Here is a 21,255-nt window from a genome sequence, read left to right as displayed (position 1 = left end):
TTATGATCATGCGGTAGCAGGGGCAAAATCTTCCGGTTTTTCGGGCATAGCGGTTAAGATTGTCTAAACAGGTGACGCACTTTCTAACACAATGCGAATCCTTGAAAAATTTCGGAGTCGGTTAACTCTTTCATTAACTATTTCGGTTGATGCTTTCATCAAGATTTCAAGGGGGAACCTAGAAGGCATCATGACAAAAAAGACATCTTTACCACTTGATCAGGTGATGGTTGGCGATTGCATCGAACTGATGAACAGCCTGCCGGAAAAATCCGTCGATCTGATTTTTGCCGATCCGCCCTATAACCTTCAGCTTGGCGGCGATCTTCTGCGCCCGAACAATTCCAAGGTCGACGCTGTTGACGATCATTGGGACCAGTTCGACAGCTTCCGTCACTATGACGAGTTCACCCGTGACTGGCTGACGGCGGCGCGCCGCGTGCTTAAGGACACCGGTGCGATCTGGGTGATCGGTTCGTATCACAACATTTATCGTGTTGGTAACATGCTCCAGGATATCGGGTATTGGATCCTGAACGATATCGTCTGGCGCAAAACCAACCCGATGCCGAACTTCCGCGGCAAGCGTTTCTGCAACGCACACGAGACCCTTTTGTGGTGTTCCAAAAGCGAAGAGCAAAAGGCCATCACCTTTAACTACGAAGCAATGAAGCAGCTTAATGAAGGCCTGCAGATGCGCTCTGACTGGTTGATGCCGATCTGCTCTGGCTCGGAACGTCTTAAGGATGACAAGGGCAAGAAGGTCCATCCGACCCAGAAGCCCGAAGCATTGCTGCAGCGTGTTCTGATGGCGACCACCCGTCAGGGTGATGTTGTGCTCGATCCGTTCTTTGGCACTGGCACCACCGGTGCAGCCGCACGTCGCCTTGGTCGCCACTTCATCGGTCTGGAACGCGAAGAAAGCTATGCCGAAGCTGCGCGCGAACGCATTTCCAAGGTTCAGATGCTTGATGGCGACAGCCTTGAGCTGACCGAGTCGAAGCGTTCCCTGCCGCGTATCCCGTTTGGTGCGGTGATCGAACGTGGCCTGCTTTCACCGGGCGACAAGATCTATGACAACCGGGGCAATGTGGCTGCCATGGTGCGTGCCGATGGCTCGATCAGTCACAAGGATAATGCCGGTTCGATCCATCAGATCGGTGCCCACGTTCAGGGCGCACAGGCTTGTAATGGTTGGACTTATTGGCATTACAAGTGCGATGGCCGACTGGTTTCGATTGATAATCTGCGCAGTCAGCTGCGTAAGGAAATGGGTCAGGTCCCCGCCTGATCCAGGCCGCAAAGCTCCGGCTAAATCCTTGATGCCTAAAAGAACCGGCGTGGTTGCAAAACCCGCCGGTTTTGCTTTTGGGCAAAAATTTTGCTATATTCCGATCATCAAACTTATCCGCAAGGATAGATGGAGAAGAATATGCAAGCAGGTGCAGTAGGGGGTGCAGCATACGCACCCAACCCGGTACAGATTCAGCAGGCAACCGCGCCAATTGCTGAAACGGGTAATAACGACCTGAATTCACCGCCGACACAGCGGATAGAGCAAGCAGCAGAAACCGAAACGTCGCAGCAGGCAGCCCCGACCCCGACAGAGGGCCGAGGACAGGTGATCGATATTTACGCCTGATCGCGCCGCGCGATGTTCAAAAACAAAAAGTCCCGTGGTTCCGACCGCGGGCCTTTTTAAATTGCGGTGCTTTCATTCGGCACAGCTCATCAGCTCAGGCTGGCCCATATTTCAGGGCATGACGGACGATCTTTTTCATGATGGTCGGCAGCGCAAAGTCCGAAAGCCCGTCGATGGTTGTCCAGCTACCTTCAAGTTTATCGGCCTGATCAGCGGGCAGGGTCGTGGCCAGCACGCTGACACTGAGATGAAAGTGCGTGAAAGTGTGCCCGACTGTACCGTCAAGTTCCGACCAGTTGGCGGATACCGGTGCCTCGGAAAGCATGACTTCATCGGGCGCCTCAATCGCGCGCCAGTCACTGCCCGGCACTTCATACAAACCGCCCAGCAATCCCTTTTCTGGGCGACGACGCACCAAGATGCGGCCATCATCTTCACGCCGGATCCAAAACGCATAGCCAACCCGGGTTGGTTTGGGTTCCTTTTTGCGTTTCTTGGGAAGGTCGGGCGCGATGCCTGATTTGCGGCCTTCACAATCGGCTTGCCATGGGCAAATGCCGCACGCGGGATTGCGCGGTGTGCAGACCGTCGCCCCAAGATCCATCAATGCCTGTGCATAATCGCCCGGGCGGTCGGATGGGGTCAGAGCAGCCGACTTTTCCTTGATTTCCGGTTTGACGTCTGGCAACGGCGTTTCCAGCGCAAACAGGCGTGAAATCACCCGTTCGATATTGCCATCCACCGGGCTTGCATGGCGGTTAAAGGCAATGGCGGCAACCGCGCAGGCGGTATAGGGGCCAATACCGGGCAGTTTCAGCAACCCTTCCTCGGTATCGGGGAAAACGCCGTCATATTCCGATGCGACGACTTTGGCGCATTTGTGCAGGTTGCGCGCCCGTGCGTAATATCCCAGCCCCTGCCAGGCATGCAAAACATCATCAAGTTCGGCATTGGCAAGGTCGGTCACCGTCGGCCAGCGCTTCAGAAAGGCGGCAAAATACGGCCCGACCGTCTGCACGGTGGTTTGTTGCAGCATGATTTCGCTGAGCCAGACATGATAGGGATCTGGCGTCTCGCCTGGTTCTGATCGCCATGGCAGGGTGCGGTGATGGCGGTCGTACCATTCCAGCATGCTTGCTGCGAGGCGTTGGGTATCCTGATGGGTGAAATGCACGTCGATCCCGTGTTATGTTGTTTTGCGGACGCAGAGTTTTGGTCCGAAGGTATGCAGACCCTACGAAAGAAGCGGGCGTGAGCAAGAAAAAAGATAGTGTTGGTACGAAAAGTGGCTCGGTGATGGATCAGGCATCCAAATCCGTTGCGCCCAAAAAGAAGCAGGGCTTTGTCCCGCTGGGTAGCTCGGAACGTCGGATGGGCCTGCGTAATGTTGCACCCCTTGTTGGCAACCTGACCCGGCCGCTGGTGCGCAAGCGCGGCTTTTTCCAAACGGAAATCATCCTGCATTGGGCCGAGATCGTCGGACGTGATCTTGAACAATATACCATGCCGCTGAAATACAGCCCGCCGCCCAAGGAAAGCATGGCCGGTGGTACGTTGCTGATCCGGGTTGTCGGGCCGGTCGCCCTTGAGCTGCAACACCGCATGCCGCAGATCATCGAACGGGTGAACAGTTATTTCGGCTATCGTGCGATCAACAAGATCACGATGCTTCAGGGCGATATTTCAAGGCCCGAACGTACCGTTCACCGCCCGACCGAGGTGCCCGAAGCCGACATCAGTCCAACCAGTCAGGCCGACCTCGAAAAGATCGAAGATCCGCATCTTCGCGAAGTTCTGACCCGTCTTGGTCGTCACATCGCCGGTGCAAGCGGCGGTTTGCGCCCGAAAACAGGCAAGAAATAACGCCCGAACGACCGTAACCGTTGGCATTTGATAACTTGCCCAGCGGTCACGATCTGTTGTCTTGCGCGTCGGGGATAATCGAATCAGTTTCATGAAATGAACGATCACGGAGTTGCCGCAATTGCGCGCCAACTTGGCGACTCGTTGGTGGCATAGCCGTTTTCGGGCGTGTGTTGACTCGCGCGCTGCAACAGGCTTGTAATCACAAAACTTTGTTTTAACGGAGGTTTCCTTGCTAAAGGCAGTTAAGTTTCTTGCTTGTGCGTTTTTGATGATGGTTGGGGTCGCAAGCACCCAACAGGCACAGGCAGTTGAGTGGAATGAACATGTGCTGGGCGATGAAAATGCGCCGGTCACGATGATTGAATATGCATCTTTGACCTGCCCGCATTGTGCGTCCTTCCACACCGAGGTTCTGCCTGAGATCAAGGAAAAGCTGATTGATACCGGCAAACTGAAACTGATCTTCCGCGACTATCCGCTGGATGGTGTTGCGCTGCGTGCGGCTGCAATCGCCCAGTGCGCGGGCGAAGATCGTTATTTCGGTGTGCTTGGCATGCTGTTCAAATCCCAGATGACCTGGGCACGTTCGCAAGACCCGATTGCCAGCATCAAGGAAGTGGTCCGCTTTGCCGGCATGACCGGTGATGCGGTTGATGCCTGCATGGCCGATCAGGAACTGATTGATGGTATCGTCGGCTCACGCATGCGCGGCGAACAGGAATTCAACGTTAGTTCCACGCCAAGCTTCGTTCTTGATGGCGACACCATTGCCGGTTCGCGTGACGCGGAATTCTTTATCGAAAAAGTCGAAGACCTTATCGACTAAATAAAACAATTCTGCCGGACACCGCATGTGTGGTGTCCGGCAACAAGGGACAGGGTCGGACCGGGGGACATGATTGGTCCAGTTTAAATCGCTAAAGCTGACGGGGTTCAAATCCTTCGTCGATTCAACAGATTTATTGGTTGAAGACGGGCTGACCGGTGTTGTCGGCCCGAACGGCTGTGGCAAATCCAATCTTGTCGAAGCATTGCGTTGGGTGATGGGTGAAACATCGGCAAAGCAGATGCGTGGCTCGGACATGTCCGACGTGATTTTTGGCGGCACATCGTCGCGCCCGGCGCGTAACGTCGCCGAAGTATCCGTCACCCTTGATAACAGCGAGCGCAAGGCGCCCGCGATGTTCAATGATTTTGACTTGCTTGAAGTCACGCGCCGTATCGAGCGTGGCGGTGGGTCGAACTATCGCGTGAATGGCAAGGATGTCCGTGCCCGTGATGTGCAATTGCTGTTTGCCGATGCTGCAACCGGTGCGCGGTCAAATGCCATGGTTTCCCAGGGTAAAATTGGTGCACTGATCGGGGCCAAACCGATCCAGCGCCGCCTGATCCTTGAAGAAGCCGCCGGTATTACCGGCCTGCATTCACGCCGCCACGAGGCGGAATTGCGCCTTAAGAATGCCGAACAAAATATGGAACGTCTTGAAGACGTTCTGCTGCAGCTTGATGGCCAGATTGCATCGCTGCAAAAACAGGCAAGACAGGCCGAACGGTATCGCAAACTTTCCGAAAGTGTCCGCGAGACCGAGGCATTGTTGTTCCACATCCGCTGGTCCGAGGCCCAAAAACGCCAGGAAGATGCACGTGAATTGCTGGTCGCGGGCGAAAGTGCTGTGCGTGATCTGACCTCGTCTGTGACCGAGGCGACCACGGTTCAGGCCCATGTGGCCGCAAGCCTGCCCGATCTTCGCAAAAAAGAGGCCGAGGCCGCCGCCGCCCTGCAGCGTCTTTTGATCGAGCGCGAAGGCCTTGATAAGGACAAGGCCCAGATCGAAACCCAGATGGGCCAATTGCGTGCCCGTATTCAGCAAATCGATACCGACCTTGCGCGTGAGGCCGAACTGGCAAGTGATGCGCAAGGCGCGCTTGAAAAGCTCAAGAACGAGCGCGAAGAACTCCGCGAGGCCCAAGGCGGCGAAGATGACGCCCTTGATGAAGCCCGCGAAATGGCATCCGAAAAGGCGCTGCGTGTCGAAGAGCTGGAAGCCGATGTTGATCAAATGACCAACAAGGTCGCCGAGGAAGAGGCACGTCTCAAATCGGTGCAACAGCGCCTCAGCGAACTGAATGCCCGCCGTGCGCGCCTGACCGAACGCCATGACGAGGCTGTCGCCAAACTTGATGATATCCGGATTGAAGCCGACTTCTCCGAGGCGCTTGAAGAAGCAAGCATGCATCTTGAAGAGTGCGAGGAACTGGTCGAACAGCGCAAAATGGCCGTCGAAGAGGCCGAGATGCGCTTGGCTGAAATGCGTGACCGCGAAGATGGCCTGAAAACCGCCGAAAGTGATGCACGCGATGCCTTGCGTGATGCCGAAAGCCGCAAGGCGCGCCTGACTGCCGAGATCGACGCACTTGAAAGCCTGCTGCGCGGCGGTGACGATGATAAATACCCCGGTGTGATCGAAAACATCACGGTGCAAAGTGGCTTTGAACTTGCGATGGCAGCTGCCCTTGGTGAAGACCTTGATGCCCCGGACGCAACCGATGCCGCAATGCATTGGGCCACCATTGACCCGGCGACTGATGATCCCGCCCTGCCCGATGGGGTGTCGGCCCTTGCCAAATATGTCGAGGCACCCGCACTTTTGAACCGGCGTCTGTGGCAGATCGGCATTGTTGAAGACGAAGCAACCGGTAATTTCCTTGCCAAAAACCTAAAGGTTGGTCAGCGCCTTGTGTCGCGCGACGGGGCTCTTTGGCGTTGGGATGGCTATCGTATTCTGGCCGGGGCGGAACTGCCCGCCGCGGTCCGTCTGCGCCAGCGTAACCGTCTTGATGAATTGCGCGGCGAGCTTGAAGAAGCCGATGCGGTGGTCGAAGCCGCAAGCGAGCGCGCCGAGATCGCCAGCGAAAATGTCGAACGCCTTGATGAAGAAATCGAGGCGGCCCGAACGGCCGAACAGGAAGCACACCGCGCGGTGCGCGATGCTGAAACTGCGGCGTCATCTGCACGTGAAGAAATCGCCAATATCAAACGCGATGCCAGCGCGATTGAAAGCCGCCTTCAGAACGCCGAAGAGGCCGAAAAACGCGCCAAGCAGGACCTTGATGAACTGATTGCCGAACAGGAAGAGCTTGCAGCCCTGCCAGAGGAAAGCAGCGAGGGCCTGATGGAAATCAAGGCCGAGCTGATTGAGAAACGCGCCAATCTGGCCGATGCGCGTGCGGACCATATGGAAGCCCGCAGTCAGCTTGAACGCATGCAAAGCACCATGTCAGGCCGCCGCAAGCGCCTTGAATTCGTTGAAAACGAAATTGCCACCTGGAACGAACGTGCATCGGGTGCGGGTGAACGGGTTGCCGAATTGCGCGAACGCCAGGAAGAAGCGCGGATGGAGATCGAGGAGCTTGAACTCAAGCCCGAAGAGATCGAAGAACGCCGTGCCATTCTTTCTGACCGGATCGAACTTTCCGATCAGACCCGCAAAGATGCCGCTGATGAATTGCAGCGCGCCGAGAATGCCCAGCGCGAAGCCGATATCAACCTGCGCGAAGCCGAACAGAAATTGGCCGAGGCCCGCGAAGGTCGTGTGCGCTGCGAGGCGCTGCTTGAGCAAGCCGAACAGCATCGCCGCGATTTGATCGAACGTATCCGCGAACGTGTCAATGCGACGCCGGACCAGTTGGTTGAACTGGGCAAGATTGACCTGACCAAGGACCTGCCAAGCGAAGGCGACATCGAAGCCCGGCTGCAACGCCAGACCCGCGAACGTGAAAATCTTGGGGCGGTTAACCTGCGTGCCGAGGTCGAACTGGCCGAGATGCAGGAACAGAAAGACACCATGGTGTCTGAACGCGATGATTTGATTGCTGCCATTGAAAAACTGCGCAATGGCATCAATCAGCTCAACCGCGAAGCCCGCGCCCGTTTGAAAGCCGCCTTTGACGAGGTGGACAAGCATTTCCAGCAACTGTTTGTCCGCCTGTTTGGGGGCGGCGGTGCGCATCTGATGCTGACCGATGCGGATGATCCGCTTGAAGCCGGGCTCGAAATCATGGCATCCCCGCCGGGCAAAAAGCTTCAGCATCTGTCGCTTCTGTCAGGTGGGGAACAGGCGTTGACTGCCGTGGCGCTTCTGTTTGCGGTCTTCCTGACCAATCCGGCCCCGATTTGCGTCCTTGACGAGGTTGACGCCCCGCTTGATGACGCCAACGTTGACCGCTTCTGTAAGCTGTTGGAGGCCATTGGTCGTCATGCCAATACCCGCTTCCTGGTTATCACGCACCACCGTATGACCATGGCCCGCATGAACCGTCTGTTTGGGGTGACCATGGCCGAACGTGGTGTGTCTTCGCTGGTCTCGGTCGACCTGCATCAGGCAGAAGTCTATTCCAAGAAAGAACAGACCGAACTCGACTTCACCAGTTAATCTGTGCTGCTTATTAAGCATTCCATTAATAAACTGATAGGGCACGCGATGTTACACATCATTTAAACTCAATGATGGTGAAGGTCTGATGTCCCAGAAAGTGCGCGAGCTTTACGAACAGTTTCCCTATCCCTTGCGCGATCCAGGGCAGGAAAAAGACCGCCTGTTAATGCCGCCGATCGATACCCTGTCACGGGTCAATCATTACTGTTTTGGCGGCACAAAGGAATTTGATGCCAACTTCCAGGCCTTGGTTGCCGGTGGTGGCACCGGGGATTCGATGATCTGGCTTGCAGAACAGTTGCGCGATGTCGGTGGATCGGTGACCTATCTCGAACCGTCCGCGGCCAGTACCAAGGTCGCCCGTGCCCGGGCTGAGGCACGCGGTCTTTCAAATGTCACCTACGTCAATCAGACCATCTCTGAATTCGCCAAATCCAAGCCCAAGCCATTTGACTACATCAATTGTGCAGGTGTCTTGCACCATCTTGAAGACCCGGAAGAGGGCCTTCGCGATCTGACGTCGATGCTTAAACCCGACGGTGCAATGGGCATCATGGTGTATGGCGAACATGGGCGTCTTGCCGTTACCGAGTGGCGCAAAATGATCGAGCCATTGCTCGAAGGCAAAGATTTGCAGCAACAGTTGGCGATGACGCGGACATTGCTATCGACCCTGCCCGAAGACAACATGCTGCTTAAAATGGGCGGTGGTCCGGGCTTAATCAAAGGGTTGCTTGAAAACGATCCGGAAATTGTTGATTTGCTGCTTCATCCCGTCGAATGCGCATATGACGTCCACGGGGTATATGATTTTGCCTCTTCTGCGGACCTTCATGTTGCGGCCTTCACCGGCTTTTTCGGGTTTGGCGGAACCGGCAAGGCCCATTACAAGATCGATAATCTGGTGCGTGATCCGGCCATTCTGCGCGAACTGGCGGCCAAGCCACTACGCGATCAGCAGGCCTTTTGCGAACGGTTCAGTGGCGCAATGCCGCTTCATGCATTCTACCTGACCCGCGAAGACAAGGGCCAAACTGCCGAAATGCTGCCAGATGCCGAACTGGCACCTTACTTCTTCGTCCCGCCCAACAAGACCTTTTTTGATGATCTGGTGGCGCTGGCCGGACAACCTGTTCTGATCGAAGACGGCAGTGGCAATGCGGTCGACCTGACCGGTGGGCCGGATCTCGCCCGGTTGCTGGCGGTCTTTGATGGCAAGAAGACGGTTGCAGAACTTGTCGCCATTCTGCGCGATGAAATTCTTGATACCCAGCCGATTGATATGAACTCGATTGCGATCAATACATTGGGGGCTGTGTGGGCGCTGTTTCACAAGTTCGATTGGATGTTGTCATCAAAGCCTGGCGGCTGGCAAAAAACCGACGGTGAACGGACGCTTAGCGTGCGCAAGATCTGATTGGTTTACGGGGTTAGTGCCCCTGCAAGCGTCATTCGGTGACCGCGGGTGAATCGGGAATGCCCACTGTCTTTAATCCACCGATATTTCATGGTTTTGGGCAAAAACGCTCCTGATTTTGGCAAATTGCCGGGGCCCGGTGAAAAACACCAAATTTGTCATCTGTGATGTCAAAGGGTATAAAACCGGCAGGAACCAAGGAAAACCGCCGGTTGCAGGCCACTGGCGCAGATCACTGTCAATTCTTTTGACTGCGACTATTGCCTAACTCTAAAAGTGTTTTCCTTCACATTTAAGGGGTTAAGTAACTGAAATAATTATTATTATTTCAGTTTTCAAAGGTCCGGGGAGACGGGGTTTTACAGCTTGACAGCCCATGGGGTGCTAAGTATGTTGCCCGCGCATTTCCTTGCGACGTTTGCAGGGCTGCCAAAGCGGGGTTCACGACAATGAGCGATGATAAAGATCGCGCTTCATTAGCAGAGCTTGAAAGCAAACTGGCAGCCGTAGCAGGCAAGCGAGAAGAACTGCACAGCCCGAACCGGGCGACCGGCAAACCATCTCAAGGGATGGCGCTTGGCATGAGGATTTCGGCGGAAATGATCGCTGCGGTTCTTGTCGGCTTGCTGATTGGCTGGGCGCTGGATCGGGTGCTTGATACGACACCTTGGCTGCTTGTTCTGTTTGTTTTTCTCGGAGCAGGTGCCGGAGGTTTGAACGCTTATCGCGTTGCCAAGGGTTTTGACAGTGCTGTCGGACTTGGTCGTGCGATGGGGGAGCGCAAGCAGGGGAACGGGGACAAATCCGAACCCTGATAATATTGAGCGAGGATTACGGTGGCTGGACCGCTAGAGCAGTTTGAAATCAAGCCCTTGGCCGAACTTTCGGTTGCCGGCATTGATATTTCCTTCACCAACTCCGCACTTTGGATGGTGATCGCAGCCGTTCTCGTAACGGGCTTCATGACGCTTTCGATGCGTCGCGGCGCGCTGGTTCCGGGCCGCTGGCAGGGATCTGCCGAGGTGATGTACGAATTCGTCGCCAATATGCTCAAGGACAACGTGGGAAGCGCAGGTCGCAAATATTTCCCGTTCGTCTTTACGCTGTTTATGTTTGTTCTGTTCGGGAACCTGCTTGGCATGATCCCGCACAGCTTTACCTTTACGAGCCACATCGCTGTTACCTTTGCGATGGCTCTGGTGATCTTCCTCGGTGTGACGGTCATCGGCTTCATGCGTCACGGTACGCATTACCTTCGGATGTTCTTCCCTGAAGGTGCGCCGATTGCGACCGCGATCATTCTGATCCCGATCGAAATCATCTCCTATTTCTCTCGTCCGTTCAGCCTGGCGATCCGACTGTTTGCGAACATGACCGTCGGCCACATCATGCTGAAAGTTATCGGTGGGTTCGTCGGCCTGATTGGCATTCTCGGCGTGCTTCCCTTTGCTTTGCTGACGGGGATTACTGTTCTGGAGTTTGGCATTGCTGCGCTTCAGGCTTACGTCTACACAATTCTCACCTGCATCTATCTCCATGATGCAATCCACATGCACTGATGTGTGTGGTTTGGTGTGATCTCTTCTGATTGCCTTTAAGAAATTCGAAAGGGTGAAGTTATGGAACTCGATGCTGCTAAGATGATCGGTGCTGGCCTGGCTGCTATTGGCATGATTGGTGCCGGTATCGGTGTTGGTAACATCTGGTCGAGCCTGATTGCGACTGTTGGCCGTAACCCGGCTGCAAAAGGCGACGTTGAACTGTATGGCTGGATCGGCTTTGCTGTTACCGAAGCTATTGCACTGTTCGCACTCGTCGTTGCGCTGATCGTTCTGTTCGGCTAATCGGCGCCTTTTGCGCGAATACACGGCCCGGCGAGGCACTCCCTCGCCGGCGTCGTTGAATTCGGGAGTAGGCTATGCCGCAGTTTGATATTGCGACGTTCTCGGAACAGATCTTCTGGCTGTTCGTTATTTTCGCCATCTTGTATTTCCTGATGTCGAGAATTGCGCTGCCGAAGGTTGGTGAGGTTCTTGAACGCCGTCAAAAAACCATCGAAGACAACCTTGGCAAGGCTCGGGCGTTGAAAGACGAAACCGATGCCGCCATCGCGAAATACGAGGCTGCTCTGGCAGAAGCTCGTGAAGCCGCTCAGGCTGACATTCGCGAAGCATCGGAAAAGGCTGCTGCAGAGCAAGCCAAGAAAACCGAAGCTATGGTCAAGAAGCTGTCTAAAAAGACATCTGATGCCGAGAAGGCAATTGCGGACGCCAAAGCGGATGCAATGACGGGTGTTGCAGAAGCAGCATCGGAAATTGCCCGTGAAGCAACCGACAAACTTATCGGTGTCAAGGTTCAGGCCAAAACTGCCGACAAGGCTGTTTCGGCAATCGTAGGAGAGTAAGACAATGGCAACCCAAGAGGTTACTTTCCTTACCGATCCATACACCTGGACCACGCTTTCTTTCGTGCTGGTCGTCGGTTTTGGCGGTTTCAAAGCCGTCAAAGGGATCTCTGCCGCACTTGATAAACGTGCACAGAAGATTTCCGACGAACTGGACGAAGCACAGCGTCTTCGTGAAGAAGCCCAGGAGCTTCTGGCCAATTATCAGGCCAAACAGCGTGAAGCGCTTAAGGAAGCTGACGAAATCCGTGCGCATGCCAAGGTGGAAGCCGACCGTATGCTCGAGAACGCCCAGGCAGAACTGAAAGCGGCGCTCAAACGTCGTGAACAGCAAGCTCTGGACCGTATCTCCAACCTCGAAAGCCAGGCTATTGCCGAAGTTCGTGCACATGTTGCCGAAATCGCAGCCAAGGCCACCATGGCCCTTGTTAGTGACAAGGTTTCTGGTGCAAAGGCAGACGAGTTGGTTGATAGCGCGATCGCGGAACTCAAAGGTCGTCTGAACTGATTTTTTCCGGTTTCCGGAAACTGAAAACCCCGCAGCAATGCTGCGGGGTTTTTTATTGTTCGAAGGTCCGGCTTAGGATCAGGACAAATGTTCGCGGCCATGCGGTTCATCAAGGTCCAGGACCGGGCCCAGCGGGACCACGCCGGACGGATTGATCGTCGGGTGGCTTTCGTAGTAGTGGCCCTTGATATGGTTCATAAAGACCGTCTCTTTGATCCCCGGGTGCTGATACAGATCGCGGGTATAGGCCCAAAGATTGGGATATTCGTTCAGCTTGCGCAGGTTGCATTTGAAATGACCGTGATAGACCGGATCAAAGCGCAACAAGGTTGTGAACAGGCGCCAGTCGGCTTCGGTAAGCTGGTTGCCAACAAGGTAGCGTTGCTTTGAAAGGCGTTCTTCCAACCAGTCCAGTGCATCAAACAGCGTGGTGACAGCTTCTTCATAGGCTGATTGCGTTGTGGCAAAGCCGGACTTGTAAACGCCGTTATTCACATCGTGGTAAACCCGTTCGTTCACTGCATCGATTTCGGTGCGCAAATCTTCGGGATAGAAATCAGCCTCTGTTGCGCCAAGATCGTCAAACGCGCTGTTAAGCATGCGGATGATTTCAGCCGACTCATTGCTGACCAGCTTGTTGGTCTTCTTGTCCCAAAGCACCGGCACGGTGACGCGACCGGTGTAATCCGACATGGCATAGGTATAGACCTGATGCATGAAGTCACGGTCTTCGAGATGGTCGGGAAGGCCCGCATCGCGATCAAATTTCCAGCCGTTCTCGCCCATGTGCCAGTGCACGACCGATACACTGATCATGTCTTCCAGTCCTTTAAGGGCACGGAAGATCAGCGTGCGATGGGCCCAGGGACAGGCGTAGGATACATACAGGTGGTAGCGGCCCTTTTCGGCCGGAAACTCGGCATCCTGATCGGCAGACACCCAGTTGCGAAAAGCTGAATCCTGGCGTTTGAATTTTCCGCCGTTGCTTTTGGTGTCATACCATTTGTCGTGCCAGACTCCGTCGACAAGTAATCCCATGTCCGTTTCCCAAATTTTGTTAATCGGTTCTGGCAGGCATTCTGCCGCGGTTAGGCTTTATTGTGCTTATTTGCGCGTTGAAGACAATCCGTTGATGTGACATTAATTTGTTTCCAATCGCGCAACAGTACCCCGCTCAGGAGCCGCATAATGCTGATCGGAAATCTTGACGGCATGACCGTCTTTGCCCGTGTCGTCGAGGAACGCAGTTTTTCCGGTGCGGCGCGCAAGCTTGGCATGTCCAAATCTGCTGTCAGCAAACATGTAACCAAGCTTGAAGACAATCTTGGCATCCGGCTTCTGAACCGAACCACCCGTCGGCTCAGCCTGACGGATGCCGGGTCGACCTTCTATCAGCACTGCGCGCGTGTGGTTGAAGAAATCGAAACAGCCGAACATGCGCTGACCGATTTGCGCGGCACGCCGCGCGGCACATTGCGTATTTCAGCCCCCCTGACCTTTGGGCAGATGTATCTGCCACAACTGGTGACCGAGTTCATGGACAAGTATCCCGGGCTGCATGTCGATATCCATCTGGCCGATCATATGGTCGATCTGGTGGCCGAGGGGATTGATATGGCGATACGCATCACCCGGCTTAAGGATTCAAGCCTGATTGCCCGCAAACTGGCCGATTTCACCGGCCATGTCGTGGCCTCACCGGGGTATCTGGAACAGTATGGCGAACCCAAAACACCACAGGAACTGGCCGAGCACCGAACGATTTCCTACACCAACGTGCCAAGCCCCAATATCTGGGACTTTGACGGACCTGATGGTCAGGTTTCGGTCCGGGTTAATCCAGTGATGTCATGCAACAATGGTGAATTCACATCCGTTGCGGCCATTCGTGGCCTCGGCATTGCCCGTGAACCGGAATTCATCGTCGCAGAGGCGCTGAGCGAAGGGCGTCTTGTCCGCATCCTTCATGATTACGATCCGCTTAGCAGTGGTGGTATTTACGCGGTCTATCCGGAACGCCGCCACCTGCCCAGCAAGGTGCGTGTTTTCATCGATTTTCTGGTCGAAAAGTTCAAAGGCGGATTGTGCAACTTCCATCAGGAAGCCTGTGCGGAATACCGTGAAGGGCGCGGCCGTCAAAGACCTCGACCCTAATCACTTGCTTTCGACCCGCCAGCCCAGCAAACAGATCGCCCCGATCAAAAGCGCGACAAACGGGATCGGCAGCAAGTTTGTAATGCCGCCAATCACGGTCTTGAAACTGTTGGTCTGAAGGAACCCGGCCCAGTTGCTGCCATGCCAGATACGGTCATCGGGCACATGGCGGAAATCGGGCAACCCATCTTCGATCCGGCCGATATAGCCATCATTTTCCGCAACCAGCCCGGCCAAAAGATCCGGGGTGGAATTAGTATTTCGGGTTTCGGCGGTCAGGACATCACGATCGACATGCAACGCGGTTTGACTGCGATCATCCTGATCACGCACCCGAACCCGGATCAGACCGCGGGTTTCAATCGGAACAGTCGCCTGCCAGGATTGATCGGGCAGTTGTTCGAAGGCGGCATTGATCTGCTCGCCGGTTTCCGGATTGATCACGCTGGCAGCTTCGGGGGCCGCGCCGATCTTGCGCCAATTGAGGATAAGGCTCTCGCCATCCGGGCTGCGTTCGGTCAGCACAGTGTTTTCATCAAGGGCTGGTTCCTTCATCAGCCAGTGTGACAAGCGCCGCAGCAATTCTGCCACAGGGCCGCCGCCATCATGGCCACGCTGCCAAAGCCACATCTGATCGGAACTTAACATCGCCACACGGCCTTCCTCGACCCGCTGCATGGTCAAAAGTGGCAGGTCATCGACACCGGTCAGAAGCGTCATGGCATCGGGATCAGAAATACGTGTTTCGATCTGACGATACCATTGGCCCCATTTCGGGGGCGTGTTGGGGGATCCGGCAATGGCGGTTGTAACCGGGTGCAGGCGGCCGGCCTGATTAACACGGGGGACAAAGGCCTGTTCGATAACCCGTCCGGTCGGCGCGGCAGGCATCAGGTCATTCAACGCCGTGCTGGCAAGCCCGTCCGGGCCGACATATTCCGGCCCGGCGACGACCAGTGCCGCGCCACCCCATTTGACGAAATCAACCACCTTTTCCAGATAGTGCGGCGGCAAGACGCCGCGCATCTGATAGCGGTCAAAAATGATCAGATCAAATTGACGCAGGCGAACTTCAAACAGATCGCGGATCGGAAACGGAATCAGAGCCAGTTCATTGATAGGCGTGTCGTCGCCCTTTTCAGGCGGGCGCAAAATCGTGAAATGCACAAGATCCACCCCCGGATCAGCCCGCAAAAGGTTGCGCCAGGCCCGCTCGCCCGGGTGGGGTTCGCCAGATAACAACAACACACGCAAACGATCACGCACACCGGTGGTTTCAAGGATCAGCCGGTTGTTGGACTTGTCGGTTTCTTCCTCAAGCGTATCCATACGCAATTCGGCAAGAACCGATCCGGCATGCGGCACCGGGATGCTGACCCGGCGTTGTTCGTTGGCGGGCAGGGCAATTTCACGTTCCGTACCATCTTCAAGCAGCATCCGAACCGGGATTGCCGTGCCGGGCGGCAGTTGCGGATCGACCGCCTCTATCATGAATTCGGCGTCCTTGCCGACAATGCCGTAATCGGCACTTTGCCGAATGACCAACCGGCGATCACGTTCATCGCGCCCCCCACTGATCAAAACATGCAAGGGCGCGTTCAGATCAAGGCTGCTTGGTACGTCATGAACCTGCCCGTCGGTAATCATCATGACACCACCCAGCCGTTCACGCGGCAACCCGCCCAGCAACCGGTCAAGGACGGCAAACATGCGGGTATCTGTATCACCCGGAACATCTTCAAAGCGAAGCTCTACCGATGGATCCTCGGCAAAACGATCTTGCAGTTCGGCAATCGCCGCATCGGTTTGTGCCGCACGGTTTGCGATATCCTGACTAGCCGATCGGTCGACAAGCACCAGAATGATATCGCTTAGTTTTTCGCTTTCACGGTCGGTAAATTGCGGTGCCAGAAGGGCCAGAAGAACCAGCACCATCACCACCCCACGCCAGACCGTCCCACGCAGCCGGAAGATCGTGAAGACAATGACCGCAATCAAACACAGAACAGCCAACCCTTGCAGGATGGTGATGTCGAGAAGCGGGGAAATCTGAAGGTTCTGCCATCCCTGGTTCATCGGCCCAACCTTTCCAGAATGGCCGGGATATGGACCTGATCGCCCTTGTAGCTCCCCGTAAGGGCATACATCACCAGATTGACGCCAAACCGATAGGCCATTTCGCGCTGCCGGGGGGATATGTCTTCGCTACGCAGTTCATCGCGGCCTTCGGGAATGATCCAGGCCGATGCCCAGTCATTGCCGCCAAACAAAACCGATGCAACCCCGTCCAGACGTTGACTGGGACGCGCATCAAGCCATAGCGGTTCGGAAAACCGGCCAAAGGCATGATCGAGCAGATAGAAGCTGCGAAACAGTATGTGATCACTTGGCGCACGATCCAAAAGCGGGACTTCCAGCCCGGCCAAAAGACGCCTCAAGCGCGCCGGTTGGACTTCGCGGTCCCGGCTGTCGATCAGGATCATGCCACCATTATTCAGATAACGGTTCAATCGTTCCTGTGCGCGTTCGGAAAACGGTTCCTGCCCGTCAACCAGCGGCCAATAGATCAGCGGATAGAAACTAAGCTCGTCGGTTTCCGGATTGACGCCATCGACGGTGTTGAGGTCTGCCGCACTACGTCGGCGCAGGATTTCGGTCAGGCCCGTCATCCCGGCACGGCTCAGGCGATCCACCGGGGCATTCCCGGTCTCAAGATACGCCAGACGCGGTTGCAGGGCTGCTTCGGGCAGTGTTGCCGCCATGGATGGTCCGGGCAGCATCACGCTGGCGGAGGCCGCACCGGTCAGGACGACGGCCAACAAAAGCGATGTAAGGGCATTGCTGCGTCGACTGCGCCGGAGTGAGACATTGTTGAGCACTAGCAAAATCGCGGCATCAAACAAGATCAGGATAAAGGCCGCCAACAGGCAAAGGGCGGCAAGATCAACCTGACTTTGATCGGTGATTTCGCGTGTGCTGATGCCCGATGGCCAAACCACATCGCGGCCGATATCGGTAAGGGACGGGCCAAGGTTCAGTGCTACCGCCTGTCCGTTTTCACCGTAAATGCCCGGTGGATGGCGCGGATTGGGTGTCGGAAGCGGGGTTTGAACCGGCAGGATCAAGGCATCTGGCTGATGCGGTCGACCAAAACCGTCCAGAATGGTCTGGGCTGGCAGGCTGCTTTGCAGTTCGGCGTCGCTGCGATTGCTCGGACTGGCAAGGGGAAGAAGCCGCTGCCACAGTTCGACAAACAGGCCCGACATCGGAAGGTTCGACCAATCTGCCCATGGTGTGACATGGAAAAGTACAATCCGCCCGGCATTGCGCGGTGTGCTGGTGATCAGCGGCGTGCCATCGGTCAGACGTGCCCACGTCTTGCTGACAATGTCTGGGTCGGGTTCGGCCAGCAATTGGCGGGTAACCGTGATGTCGTCAGGCACTTCGACCCCGTGAAACGGGCTGTTGTCCGGAAAGTCGAGCAACCTTTTGGGCTTTTCCCAAGACATTGACCCGCCAAAGTCCCGGTTGCCCAGCCTGAGTGTGACGGGCAGGAATTCGTTGCCGATCTGCGATGAACTGTCGCCTGCAAACCGCACCAGCATGCCGCCTTCATTGACCCAGCGTTCAAGTGCGTCAAACTGGCTACCCAGTCCTGAAATCGGCCCGGCGGAGACCAGAACATCGACCTTGTCTTCAAGCAATGTTCCAAGTGGCGCATAAGTCACATCGGCATAGGGCGAAAGCGCCCGATCAAGGAAGAAATACTGATCAGACAAAACCCCCGGACCGTCGCCAGAACTGACCACGACACCGACCCGGCGTTGTTGCCAGCGCGCACCGGTCTGAAACACCGACGCGGCACTTTCCATCCCCTCAATGCCCACGGATTGAATGGCGTTGGAAATATCACGCGGCAGAAGAATGGCGACATCGCTTTGATCGCTGTCCGGCGTGATTTCGACCGTATGGCGCAAGATCACATTGCCGCGTTCGCCGCGGGCCAGCAGATTAATCTCGCGCGGATGATCGTCGCGATTATGGGCCAATGTTGCCAACATGCCGGTACCGGACCGGCTAAGCGACCGGATGGCGATACGGTCGGAAATAGTCGGTGAAATCGTTGTGATTGGCGCGATATCAAGCAGTTCGGATGCGATCTTGGCCTTGCCGGGGCTGTCCATTTCGCTGGTTAACCACAAGATGCTGCCGACAGCCCGGTTCATTTCCGGCCGTTCGGAGATCAAATCCGAAAGGGCGGCATAATCCGAGGGCCAAGGACGTGGCTGCAAGCGATCAAACAGGTTTTTGGTATCGTTGGGCGATACCGGCCCGACAATGTCTGGCAGTTTCCATGTGGTCGCACCTGCGGCCTCGGGCGCGGTTTGGGCGATATAGACCGTTTGCAACTCGAACCGGGCCTGATTGGCGATCTGTTGCAATGCCGTGCGGTATTGCCGCCAGTTCGCCGCACTGTCCCAGCCATTATCGGCAATGATCAGGATCGCGCCATCATTAGCGGCAAAATCATTGCGGTTCATCACCGGGCGGGCAGCGGCAATGATCAGAAGCGTCAGGATCAAACAGCGCAGAATGGTTTGCCAGATCGGCGCACGCTGAATATCGCGGCGTTTGCTTTTAAGGCCGCGCAAAATACGCGCAGCCGGGAAGATAACGGTTTTGGGTGACCGTGGTGCCGATCTGATCAAAAGCCAGACAATAGGCAATGCCAGCAACCCAGCCAGCATCGCAGGATACAGGAATGTGATGGCCGACAGGCTCATGACATCTCCTGTGTGTTATGGCGATGCAGGTTAGGACGACCGCGCCCGTTCGATCCGCTTTGATTTTGCCGTTCGCTCAGATGCTGATAAAGGGCCAGCAATGTCGGGCTGGCACTTTCGGATGTGACATGCCGGTCATAAAGCCAGTCATTCTGGCGCGCAGCATCGCGGACCAATGCCCGCCATTTCTGGGCGCGAAGTTTATAGCCCTCCGTGAGGTCTTCGAACTTTTCGCTGCGAAAGATCATCTGATCATCGGTATCAAACAGATCAACCCGCCCCTGAAATGGCGGGGCGATTTCCGCAGGATCAAGAATTTGCACCAGCGCACCGTCATTCTGATACTGGCCCAAACGCCGTACCGTGCGTGCCGACTGTTCGCTTTGATCCGCAAATTCAAGGAAGTCGCCAAGGATCAGCACCGAATGTTTGCGACCGGGGTGAATGTTTGTCGCCTGGCCGGCGATGCTTTGTGGACTTGCCAGCATCGCGTGACCCAGTTTTTCAAGATGCTCTGCCGATGTGATGCGCGTACGTTCGCCATCAAAGGTGCCAACGGTCTCGCCGTTGCGGATCAAAAGGTCGGCCAATGCGATGGAAATGATCAGGGTGCGTTCTGCCTTTGACGGCAGCTTGTCACTTGATGCCCAATAGGTCGACGGCGAAAGAACCGGCCAGATCCAGTAATTGTGACTGGCCTGCCATTCGGTCTGGCGGATGAAGGTATGTTCGCTGCGCGCAGATCGGCGCCAGTCAATCTGGTTGGTTGGATCGCCTGGGACATAGGGGCGAAATTGCCAGAAATCGCTGCCCGGCCCGACCTTGCGATTGCCATGCAGGCCACTGCGCAGACTGATGGCCGTTCTGCGTGACTCATCAATCAGCTGTGGCAGTTTCGCCGCAAGGGCGCGGGCGGCGGCAACATGATCCTGCACGGGGGCGGTGACCAATTAGTTTTTCTCCTGCAGGTGGGCCAGCGCATCGGTAATCAGCCCCTTGGCGGTAAAGCCTTCGGCGCGTGCGCCATAGGTCAGGCCAAAACGATGGCGCAAAACAGGAACGGCGAGTTCTTCGATATCCTCGATCGAGGGGGCAAAGCGCCCAAACAGCATCGCACGTGCCCGGCACGCCAGTGACAGGGCCTGTGCCGCGCGTGTACCGGGGCCCCAGGCGACGTTTTCACGAATATCGGCAAGCGATGTGCTTTCCGGGCGGCATTCGCGACACAGGGCAATGATGGTATCAAGAACGCGGTCCGGCATCGGCAGGCGGCGGACAAAGTCCTGTGCCTCGACCAGATCATCGGTTTGAAGAACCTGTCGCGGGCGGGCGGGATACCGGCCGGTGGTTTCGGTCACGATCTTGCGTTCTTCATCGGCATCGGGATAGCCGAGGCGGACTTCAAGCAGGAAACGGTCAAGCTGTGCTTCGGGCAGGGGATAGGTGCCTTCCTGCTCCAACGGGTTCTGGGTGGCCAGAACATGGAACGGTTCGGGCAGTTTGTGGCTGTAACCGGCAACCGAGACTTCGCGTTCCTGCATTGCCTGCAACAGGGCCGATTGAGTACGCGGGCTGGCACGGTTGATTTCATCGGCCAAAAGCAACTGGCAAAATACCGGTCCCTTGATGAAGCGAAAGGCGCGTTTGCCGTCCGCCCCTTCTTCAAGAACTTCGGAACCCAGAATGTCAGCGGGCATAAGATCGGGTGTGAACTGAACACGCTTGTCAAGCAGGCCAAGAACCTTGCCCAGCGTGTGCGCCAGAAGCGACTTGCCAAGGCCCGGCGCACCGACCATCAGGACATGTCCACCGGATAAAATGCCGATAAGTGTTTGCTCTACGGCATCATTCTGCCCAAATATAATACTGGAAATCATTTTGCGGGCTTCGGCCAGCCGTGCGACACACTCGTCCAGACGGGCTGCATCGCGTTCAAGACTGCTTTCCTGGGAGAAACCCATTTCTTCGGGGAATTGTGGCGCGTTTGTCATGGCGGTTGACTGTGCTTCCTATGTTGCAGTGCAGGCGTTGGCAGGCCAGAGAA

Annotated in this window: 17 protein-coding genes; 11 read left to right on the top strand and 6 right to left on the bottom strand. The window is 55.9% G+C overall.

Features of this window, described 5'->3' with window-relative positions; translation table 11 throughout:
* Window positions 1-190 precede the first annotated feature (190 nt).
* Window positions 191-1,291 (top strand): site-specific DNA-methyltransferase, encoded by a 1,101-nt coding sequence (locus tag AC5Q5A_RS12120; RefSeq protein ID WP_063089153.1) that lies wholly within the window; start codon window positions 191-193, stop codon window positions 1,289-1,291.
* Between the two features lie 445 nt (window positions 1,292-1,736).
* Here the strand turns inward: AC5Q5A_RS12120 and mutY are convergent, their stop codons facing one another.
* Entirely contained in the window at window positions 1,737-2,816 is a 1,080-nt protein-coding gene (gene mutY, locus AC5Q5A_RS12115; RefSeq protein WP_493895433.1) for an A/G-specific adenine glycosylase, read from the bottom strand.
* A gap of 77 nt (window positions 2,817-2,893) precedes the next feature.
* Here mutY and AC5Q5A_RS12110 point away from each other — a divergent pair, with 77 nt between their 5' ends.
* From AC5Q5A_RS12110 to AC5Q5A_RS12070, 9 genes are all read left to right on the top strand, one after another.
* Window positions 2,894-3,505 (top strand): DUF721 domain-containing protein, encoded by a 612-nt coding sequence (locus AC5Q5A_RS12110; RefSeq protein ID WP_063089150.1) that lies wholly within the window; start codon window positions 2,894-2,896, stop codon window positions 3,503-3,505.
* Between the two features lie 232 nt (window positions 3,506-3,737).
* Window positions 3,738-4,334: a DsbA family protein gene (locus AC5Q5A_RS12105; protein WP_493895432.1), complete on the top strand. Its 597-nt coding sequence runs from the start codon at window positions 3,738-3,740 to the stop codon at window positions 4,332-4,334.
* Between the two features lie 73 nt (window positions 4,335-4,407).
* A complete protein-coding gene (smc, locus tag AC5Q5A_RS12100; protein WP_493895431.1) occupies window positions 4,408-7,941 on the top strand; it encodes a chromosome segregation protein SMC in 3,534 nt (1,177 codons plus the stop codon).
* A gap of 88 nt (window positions 7,942-8,029) precedes the next feature.
* Complete coding sequence (locus AC5Q5A_RS12095) at window positions 8,030-9,361, top strand: class I SAM-dependent methyltransferase (protein ID WP_493895430.1); 1,332 nt, start codon at window positions 8,030-8,032, stop codon at window positions 9,359-9,361.
* 449 nt (window positions 9,362-9,810) lie between these two features.
* Window positions 9,811-10,176, top strand: coding sequence for an AtpZ/AtpI family protein (locus AC5Q5A_RS12090; RefSeq protein WP_040823076.1), 366 nt, complete (start codon window positions 9,811-9,813; stop codon window positions 10,174-10,176).
* 21 nt (window positions 10,177-10,197) lie between these two features.
* Window positions 10,198-10,920 (top strand): F0F1 ATP synthase subunit A, encoded by a 723-nt coding sequence (locus AC5Q5A_RS12085; RefSeq protein WP_008889876.1) that lies wholly within the window; start codon window positions 10,198-10,200, stop codon window positions 10,918-10,920.
* A gap of 60 nt (window positions 10,921-10,980) precedes the next feature.
* Window positions 10,981-11,205 (top strand): ATP synthase subunit C family protein, encoded by a 225-nt coding sequence (locus AC5Q5A_RS12080; protein WP_007089066.1) that lies wholly within the window; start codon window positions 10,981-10,983, stop codon window positions 11,203-11,205.
* 74 nt (window positions 11,206-11,279) lie between these two features.
* Window positions 11,280-11,765 (top strand): F0F1 ATP synthase subunit B family protein, encoded by a 486-nt coding sequence (locus AC5Q5A_RS12075; RefSeq protein WP_008889877.1) that lies wholly within the window; start codon window positions 11,280-11,282, stop codon window positions 11,763-11,765.
* A gap of 4 nt (window positions 11,766-11,769) precedes the next feature.
* Window positions 11,770-12,273, top strand: coding sequence for a F0F1 ATP synthase subunit B family protein (locus tag AC5Q5A_RS12070; protein ID WP_064781144.1), 504 nt, complete (start codon window positions 11,770-11,772; stop codon window positions 12,271-12,273).
* Window positions 12,274-12,351: 78 nt separating this feature from the next.
* On the opposite strand, the gene AC5Q5A_RS12065 is transcribed toward AC5Q5A_RS12070, so the two are convergent.
* A complete protein-coding gene (locus tag AC5Q5A_RS12065; protein ID WP_493895429.1) occupies window positions 12,352-13,311 on the bottom strand; it encodes a glutathione S-transferase family protein in 960 nt (319 codons plus the stop codon).
* A gap of 150 nt (window positions 13,312-13,461) precedes the next feature.
* On the opposite strand from AC5Q5A_RS12065, the gene AC5Q5A_RS12060 reads away from it, so the two are divergent.
* Window positions 13,462-14,427 carry a LysR family transcriptional regulator gene (locus AC5Q5A_RS12060; RefSeq protein WP_008889880.1) on the top strand — a complete coding sequence of 322 codons (966 nt, stop codon included), beginning with the start codon at window positions 13,462-13,464 and terminating at the stop codon, window positions 14,425-14,427.
* Here AC5Q5A_RS12060 and AC5Q5A_RS12055 read toward each other — a convergent pair whose 3' ends face one another.
* The 4 genes from AC5Q5A_RS12055 to AC5Q5A_RS12040 are packed head-to-tail and all read right to left on the bottom strand — an operon-like array spanning window position 14,428 to window position 21,202.
* Window positions 14,428-16,503 (bottom strand): hypothetical protein, encoded by a 2,076-nt coding sequence (locus AC5Q5A_RS12055; protein ID WP_493895428.1) that lies wholly within the window; start codon window positions 16,501-16,503, stop codon window positions 14,428-14,430.
* Window positions 16,500-19,211, bottom strand: a complete 2,712-nt coding sequence (locus AC5Q5A_RS12050) for a DUF4159 domain-containing protein (RefSeq protein WP_493895427.1) — start codon at window positions 19,209-19,211, stop codon at window positions 16,500-16,502. The genes AC5Q5A_RS12055 and AC5Q5A_RS12050 overlap by 4 nt, the downstream gene beginning before the upstream one ends.
* A complete protein-coding gene (locus AC5Q5A_RS12045) occupies window positions 19,208-20,161 on the bottom strand; it encodes a DUF58 domain-containing protein (RefSeq protein ID WP_197146643.1) in 954 nt (317 codons plus the stop codon). Before AC5Q5A_RS12045 ends, AC5Q5A_RS12050 begins: the two co-directional genes overlap by 4 nt.
* The gene (locus AC5Q5A_RS12040) at window positions 20,162-21,202 is read right to left on the bottom strand and encodes an AAA family ATPase (RefSeq protein WP_063089141.1); all 1,041 of its coding nucleotides are present in this window, start codon (window positions 21,200-21,202) and stop codon (window positions 20,162-20,164) included.
* Between the last annotated feature and the right edge of the window lie 53 nt (window positions 21,203-21,255).

The sequence above is a fragment of the Thalassospira sp. CA1 genome, assembly GCF_059052855.1.
Note: the sequence above shows the minus strand (reverse complement) of the source record. Positions and strands in the feature narration are given on the sequence as shown.

Bases quoted from the DNA above. Each gene is read 5' to 3' on its own strand.
- AC5Q5A_RS12070 (WP_064781144.1), top strand. From the start codon at position 11,770: ATGGCAACCCAAGAGGTTACTTTCCTTACCGATCCATACACCTGGACC.
- AC5Q5A_RS12065 (WP_493895429.1), bottom strand. From the start codon at position 13,311: ATGGGATTACTTGTCGACGGAGTCTGGCACGACAAATGGTATGACACC.
- AC5Q5A_RS12050 (WP_493895427.1), bottom strand. From the start codon at position 19,211: ATGAGCCTGTCGGCCATCACATTCCTGTATCCTGCGATGCTGGCTGGG.
- AC5Q5A_RS12055 (WP_493895428.1), bottom strand. From the start codon at position 16,503: ATGAACCAGGGATGGCAGAACCTTCAGATTTCCCCGCTTCTCGACATC.
- AC5Q5A_RS12060 (WP_008889880.1), top strand. From the start codon at position 13,462: ATGCTGATCGGAAATCTTGACGGCATGACCGTCTTTGCCCGTGTCGTC.
- AC5Q5A_RS12080 (WP_007089066.1), top strand. From the start codon at position 10,981: ATGGAACTCGATGCTGCTAAGATGATCGGTGCTGGCCTGGCTGCTATT.
- AC5Q5A_RS12075 (WP_008889877.1), top strand. From the start codon at position 11,280: ATGCCGCAGTTTGATATTGCGACGTTCTCGGAACAGATCTTCTGGCTG.
- AC5Q5A_RS12095 (WP_493895430.1), top strand. From the start codon at position 8,030: ATGTCCCAGAAAGTGCGCGAGCTTTACGAACAGTTTCCCTATCCCTTG.
- AC5Q5A_RS12090 (WP_040823076.1), top strand. From the start codon at position 9,811: ATGAGCGATGATAAAGATCGCGCTTCATTAGCAGAGCTTGAAAGCAAA.
- AC5Q5A_RS12120 (WP_063089153.1), top strand. From the start codon at position 191: ATGACAAAAAAGACATCTTTACCACTTGATCAGGTGATGGTTGGCGAT.
- AC5Q5A_RS12040 (WP_063089141.1), bottom strand. From the start codon at position 21,202: ATGACAAACGCGCCACAATTCCCCGAAGAAATGGGTTTCTCCCAGGAA.